Annotated in this window: 5 protein-coding genes and 1 pseudogene; 5 read left to right on the top strand and 1 reads right to left on the bottom strand. The window is 30.8% G+C overall.

Annotation, left to right across the window (positions count from 1 at the left end; translation table 11 throughout):
* From BHF71_RS09635 to BHF71_RS09660, 5 genes and pseudogenes are all read left to right on the top strand, one after another.
* On the top strand, positions 1-207 hold a 207-nt coding region (locus tag BHF71_RS09635), incomplete at its 5' end, for an integrase core domain-containing protein (RefSeq protein WP_141705358.1).
* A 562-nt stretch (positions 208-769) separates the two neighbouring features.
* Positions 770-2,089, top strand: coding sequence for a trypsin-like peptidase domain-containing protein (locus BHF71_RS09640; protein ID WP_176717350.1), 1,320 nt, complete (start codon positions 770-772; stop codon positions 2,087-2,089).
* 38 nt (positions 2,090-2,127) lie between these two features.
* A pseudogene (locus tag BHF71_RS11690) lies at positions 2,128-2,687 on the top strand (SpoVR family protein); the annotation flags it as partial.
* Between the two features lie 154 nt (positions 2,688-2,841).
* Positions 2,842-3,114 (top strand): amidohydrolase family protein, encoded by a 273-nt coding sequence (locus BHF71_RS09655; RefSeq protein ID WP_069657435.1) that lies wholly within the window; start codon positions 2,842-2,844, stop codon positions 3,112-3,114.
* A gap of 336 nt (positions 3,115-3,450) precedes the next feature.
* Positions 3,451-4,647: a NupC/NupG family nucleoside CNT transporter gene (locus BHF71_RS09660; RefSeq protein WP_069657436.1), complete on the top strand. Its 1,197-nt coding sequence runs from the start codon at positions 3,451-3,453 to the stop codon at positions 4,645-4,647.
* A gap of 69 nt (positions 4,648-4,716) precedes the next feature.
* On the opposite strand, the gene BHF71_RS12410 is transcribed toward BHF71_RS09660, so the two are convergent.
* A partial coding sequence (locus tag BHF71_RS12410) for a transposase (protein ID WP_084024083.1) occupies positions 4,717-4,946 on the bottom strand: 230 nt, incomplete at its 5' end.

The following is a 4,946-nucleotide window of genomic DNA, read 5'->3' on the forward strand; positions in this document are numbered from 1 at the left end:
AATCCCTATGATAATGCTTGTATTGAATCATTTCATGCTATATTGAAAAAAGAAGAAGTAAATCACGTGCAATATCTAGATTACTATTCTGCTAAGATAGCAATTTTTCAATATATTGAGGGCTGGTACAACCGAAGAAGAATACATAGTGCTTTAGGTTATTTGACTCCTCAAGCCATCGAAGATCAATTGAAACATTCAGCATAAGAGTTAACTTTTTTGTGTCCAATATATTGACTCAAATCCAAACTACCCAGTATGCTTCTTATCAATAGTTTAATTAATAAGTTTATAGGAGGAGCTTTACTATCTATCCTATATGTAAAAACAGCTAATATTTTCTTGGTAAGTGGCATGCATGGACTTATAAATTTTGACAATAATAATTCCATTTTATACCTGTTTATCATGCTAATTATCATTTTATTCAATAAGAGGTAACGTCCAACTGTCTATTCTGTAATGCAGCCTTAAAAGACTTCAATAAAATCTTATTTTCTAGGGGAAGAAGCGCACATTTAATGACAGTTGTTAAGAACGGATCTTGTAGTTGTCGTATGATAATAAAAAAACTTTAGGAAGTTTTTGTGAAAAGATATGTGTATATTAAAGTCTCTTGTTGTGCTAAAGCAAGAGACTTTAATATTTTTCTCTATGAATACCGAAAAAGTTAAAAAAAATGACAAATTTTGTCGAATATGGAGGAAGATTCTCTTTGGTGTCTAATAGAGTATCTATAAAAATTGATAATAAGGAGAGGAAAAGTATAATGAAAAGAGAAATTAAAGGTTTTATATTTGGATTCCTTTTTTCATCATTATTAATTAGTAATTCTGTATTAGCAGAAGGATTAACAAAAACTATACAAGTAATGTTTAATTCAATAAATATTGAAGTTAACGGACAAAAAGTAGCGGCAGATAATATATTATATAACGGTACTACTTATGTCCCATTAAGAGCTATTTCAGAAATGCTAAATAAAGATGTAACTTGGGACGGAAGTACTAATACAGCTGGAATTAACGATAAAAATTTTATAAATGATCGTATCAAAGTTATAGCAGAAGACCCCTATAAACAATTAAAAACCACTGAAGAAGTTGCTGAATTAGCAGATAGTATAGTTCTAATAGAATCATACGACTATAATGGTAATCTTCTGGGAACGGGCTCAGGTATATTTATTAATAATGAAGGGTATATAATTACAAATAATCATGTAATAGAGGATAGTTTTAAGTTAAGTGTGATAACAAATGAAGATGAAAATGGGAAAGAATATAAAGATGTTCAAATAATAAATTATGATGAAACTTTAGATTTGGCACTATTAAAAATAAATACTATTTCAAAAGGTATTCACATTTCATCTACTAAACCTAAATTAGGGAGTAATGTTGTGGCAATAGGAAGTCCATTAGGATTATTTAATACAGTATCAGAAGGGATAGTTTCGGGCTTTAGAGATATAGGAGGTTCAAAGTACATTCAGACTTCAGCTCCAATATCACCTGGAAGTTCTGGTGGAGCATTAATAAACATGTATGGAGAAGTTATAGGAGTAGTAACAGCAAAAATAGTTGATGGTGAAAATATAAATTTAGCAATTCCAAACGATGTTGTATTAAATTTTATTGATAATTCAGCTGAATCTAAAAGAAAAATACAAACAATAGAGTATAGTAATGCTATCTATATTGGAGAGGTGAATAATGGATTAGAACATGGATATGGAAAAACAATTTGGTTTGATGGAGATATATATAAAGGATATTACCAAAATGGTATGAAATCTGGACAAGGAACATATTACTGGGCAGATGGAGATATATATGTAGGAAATTGGGTTAATGATGACAGAACTGGCATAGGTAGATATTATTTTGCTTCTGAAGGTACTATTTATTTTGGAGAATTTGTAGAAGGTAGACAAGAAGGGTATGGTTCATATCATTACTTGGATGGAAGTGTTGTATTTGGTAAGTTTAATAATAATGAATTAGTTGGTCAGTATGCTTATTTTGATACGGATGGAAAAGTTTATGTAAATGAGATAAGAAACGGAGTACCAGTATTTATTAAATAGTTTGTTAGGTGATAACTTACTTTATATAAGCACCTTAGATAAACGAAGGTTGGGCTTCCTATTGGCATACTAGAATCTTAAGGGAAATGGATTTAACTGAAGAGGAAACGATAGAGTTTGCCAAACTAAATGCGTCGATTGTTCAACCGTCAAAAACATCTATAAATCCATATTATTTAGGACTAAAGATATTTGAAGATATTGAAAAAAGATGGGATCATCCGACTAAAGAGGAACAGGAACATTTAGGAAGAAAATCTGGTGAAGGTCGAAAGAAAATTTTTGAGGTAAGAAAAAGGGTAATGAATGGGTGATTGTAGAAAAGGATTGGGAAAAGGTAAGGGATCAACTCGTTCAAGCAAGAGTAAATGGAGGTTTTCCATATATTGTAGTAGAAAATGGTGATTATTTAAAAAATGGGGAATTGTACTTAAAACACCAATTCGAAGGCATTGAACTGGATATTCATTATCTTGAGAAAACCTTGCCATATGTGCATAAGCTTTGGGGTAGAGCAGTTCATATAGAAACCATAATTGAAAATAGACTTGTCCTATTTTCCTATGACGGAAAGAAAATATACAGGAAGTTTTTATAGAATGTTTTCCCTATCAAGATTAATCTACCGTATAAATCTAATTACAGGTAACAATGACTATTGAAATATATTTGTTAAAGAATATAGAAGGAATTTTGAATTAGATGAAGAATTCTTACGATTAATTTCTAAGTTAATACTAGAAGGTGGTAATATGGAAATCATTGATATTCATGTTCATTCCCTTCCATGTGGAACTATGAACAGCGGTAAAATAGATGTTAGATACGAAACTGGAATTGAGAGAATAAGAAATGTCTTTGAACAAATAGGTTACAACAAAATCTTTTTCGGATCAGACTTTCCAACAGAGAATATTGATGATCAGATTGAAATAATTAAAGAAATAGTACCAATTGAGTATCAGAAAAAAGTATTTAGTAAAAATGTAAGGAATTTTGGAAAGCAATTTAATTGGTGGGTATAAATAAATTACTTAAGTCCCTTGGTAGTGCAAGGGGCTTTTTTAGTTTGAAACAACAAATTACCAAATATTTCTTGTATCATTTTTATCAATAATTTTATATAATATCACCCGGGAGTATGACGTCATACATCATACATCTTACAACATACGTCATTAATTCCCAAAAAATATGAAAATGATAAAATCACAAGCGCTTTCATGAATTACTTATTTAATTTATTTATCTATCTATCTATCTCATTTACAAGTCCCATAAAGATACAACTAAAAAAAGAAATGAGCACCTGTTAAATGTAGGAACAATCAAAGTTAATAACATTAGAAAGGATTGATTTAATGGCTTATTTAATCGCTATTGTAGGAATTATTGTAACTTTAGGATTAGGGTACTTACTATCAACAGATCGACAAGGTATTAAGTTCAAATCAATAATTATTATGCTGGTTTCCAATTTTTTTACAGCATGGTTCATGTTTACAACTACGATAGGTAAAAAAATTATTGACTTTTTTACCCTAGCATTTGATAAACTAATTGAATTTGGTACTGCAGGTGTGAATTTTGTTTTTGGTGGAATTGAAACTACAGGATTCGTATTTATGTTTAATGTATTACTTATAATCGTATTTTTCTCTACTTTATTGGCGATCTTCAATTATACTAAGATTTTGCCATATACAATTAAGTTGGTTGGTGGGGCTTTAGCTAAACTTACTGGATTACCAAAGATAGAATCCTTTAATGCTGTAAATTCTATTTTCTTTGGAACAAGTGAAGCTTTATTAGCGATCAAAACTCAATTGGACAATCTTGATAAAAATCGCTTGTATGTAGTTTCTGCAAGTGCAATGAATTCGGTAGCAGCTTCTATTATTGCATCATATATGGCTCTATTACCTCCAAAATATGTTCTAGCTGCATTACCATTAAATATGTTTTCAGCATTGATTATCAGTTCATTAGTAATGCCTGTAAATGTTCCAAAAGATGAAGATGTTATTGAGATTAAAGATGGTGCTTATGGAGATAGTTTCTTTGAAGCAATGGTTGATGGGGCATTAGATGGTTTGAAGATTGCTGGAAATGTTGCGGGAATCCTTATTGCCTTTATTGCTACAATGGGATTAGCAAACTATTTAGTTGCTGAACTTGCAGGATTGTTTGGATATGACACTAATCTACAAATGTTAATTGGTTATTTATTGTCTCCATTTGCATTCTTAATGGGAATTCCAGCCAGTGAGATAGTTCAAGCAGGAAGTATCATGGGTACAAAACTAATTTTAAATGAATTTGTTGCGATATTAGACTTCAACACTATGATTCCTGATTTAACAGAAAAGACTATTGGTATCATATCTGTATTTTTAATCAGCTTTGCTAACTTTAGTACAGTAGGTCAAATTAGCGGTACTTTAAAAGCTCTTTCTGCGAAACAAGCAAAAGTTGCTTCTGGTTTTAGTGTTAGATTATTAATTGGTGCCACTTTAACATCAATGTTATCTGCAACTATCGCTGGATTATTCATTTAAATATGCAAAACAATAAATTAAACGATAAACATAGGTGGTCGACACCTATGTTCAGACTGAAGACTAACCTCATGCTAAATTACCTAGTATGAGGTTATTTTTGTCAAAAATGCTTAAAATCTTGGATGAAATAAAAAATTGAGAGCGATTCGGACGTCTCTTCCACGTCCAATTCGCTAGCTTTTTCAAATTCATGGCAGCAAAAACTAACATCGCCTGCATCGAGACTTTTTTCAAACCTCTTAACGTAGTCCAACGCAAACCATGTTTCTCTTTCATATCTGCAAATACTCTTTCTA

This window comes from Vulcanibacillus modesticaldus (assembly GCF_001730235.1).
Taxonomy (GTDB): Bacteria; Bacillota; Bacilli; order Tepidibacillales; family Tepidibacillaceae; genus Vulcanibacillus; species Vulcanibacillus modesticaldus.

What these genes read in the sequence shown, in the direction of transcription:
- BHF71_RS09660 (WP_069657436.1), top strand. Translation starts at nt 3,451, where the DNA reads ATGGCTTATTTAATCGCTATTGTAGGAATTATTGTAACTTTAGGATTA.
- BHF71_RS09640 (WP_176717350.1), top strand. Translation starts at nt 770, where the DNA reads ATGAAAAGAGAAATTAAAGGTTTTATATTTGGATTCCTTTTTTCATCA.
- BHF71_RS09655 (WP_069657435.1), top strand. Translation starts at nt 2,842, where the DNA reads ATGGAAATCATTGATATTCATGTTCATTCCCTTCCATGTGGAACTATG.